Origin of the sequence: Aphanothece microscopica RSMan92 (assembly GCF_046613545.2) — a bacterium.
Classification (GTDB): Bacteria; Cyanobacteriota; Cyanobacteriia; order PCC-6307; family Cyanobiaceae; genus NIES-981.
Window position 1 is genome coordinate 1 of record NZ_JBKKKY020000597.1, and the last position, 421, is coordinate 421.

Sequence of the window (421 nt, forward strand, 5' to 3'; positions counted from 1 at the left end):
GGGCGGAGCCTGCCCGTGGGCGAGATCATCATGATCCGCGGCATGATGGCGTTCCTGCTCATCGGTCTCATCTGCGCCTGGCAGGGCCTGTTGCCGCAACTGCCGAGGATCGCGCAGCGCAACGTGCTGCTCCGGAGCCTGCTGGACGTCGTCGCCACCATCGCCTTCGTCACTGCGCTCATGCACATGCAGATCGCCAACCTCACCTCCGTCATGCAGGCGGTGCCGCTCGCGGTCGCCCTGCTTTCGATGATCGTCCTGAAGGAAAAGGTCGGCTGGCGGCGGATGAGCGCCATCATCGGCGGTTTCGTTGGTGTACTGATGATCGTGAAGCCCTCGGTCTCAACCTTCAATCACTATGAGCTGCTCGCCCTGCTGATCGTCTTCGCCGTGGCCGTGCGCGACATCCTGACGAAGCGCA

Annotated in this window: 1 protein-coding gene; it reads left to right on the forward strand. The window is 63.4% G+C overall.

Going from position 1 to position 421, the window contains the following annotated elements; all coding sequences use genetic code 11:
• Positions 1–15 precede the first annotated feature (15 nt).
• A partial coding sequence (locus tag ACLD7X_RS19230; RefSeq protein WP_411425277.1) for an EamA family transporter occupies positions 16–421 on the forward strand: 406 nt, incomplete at its 3' end.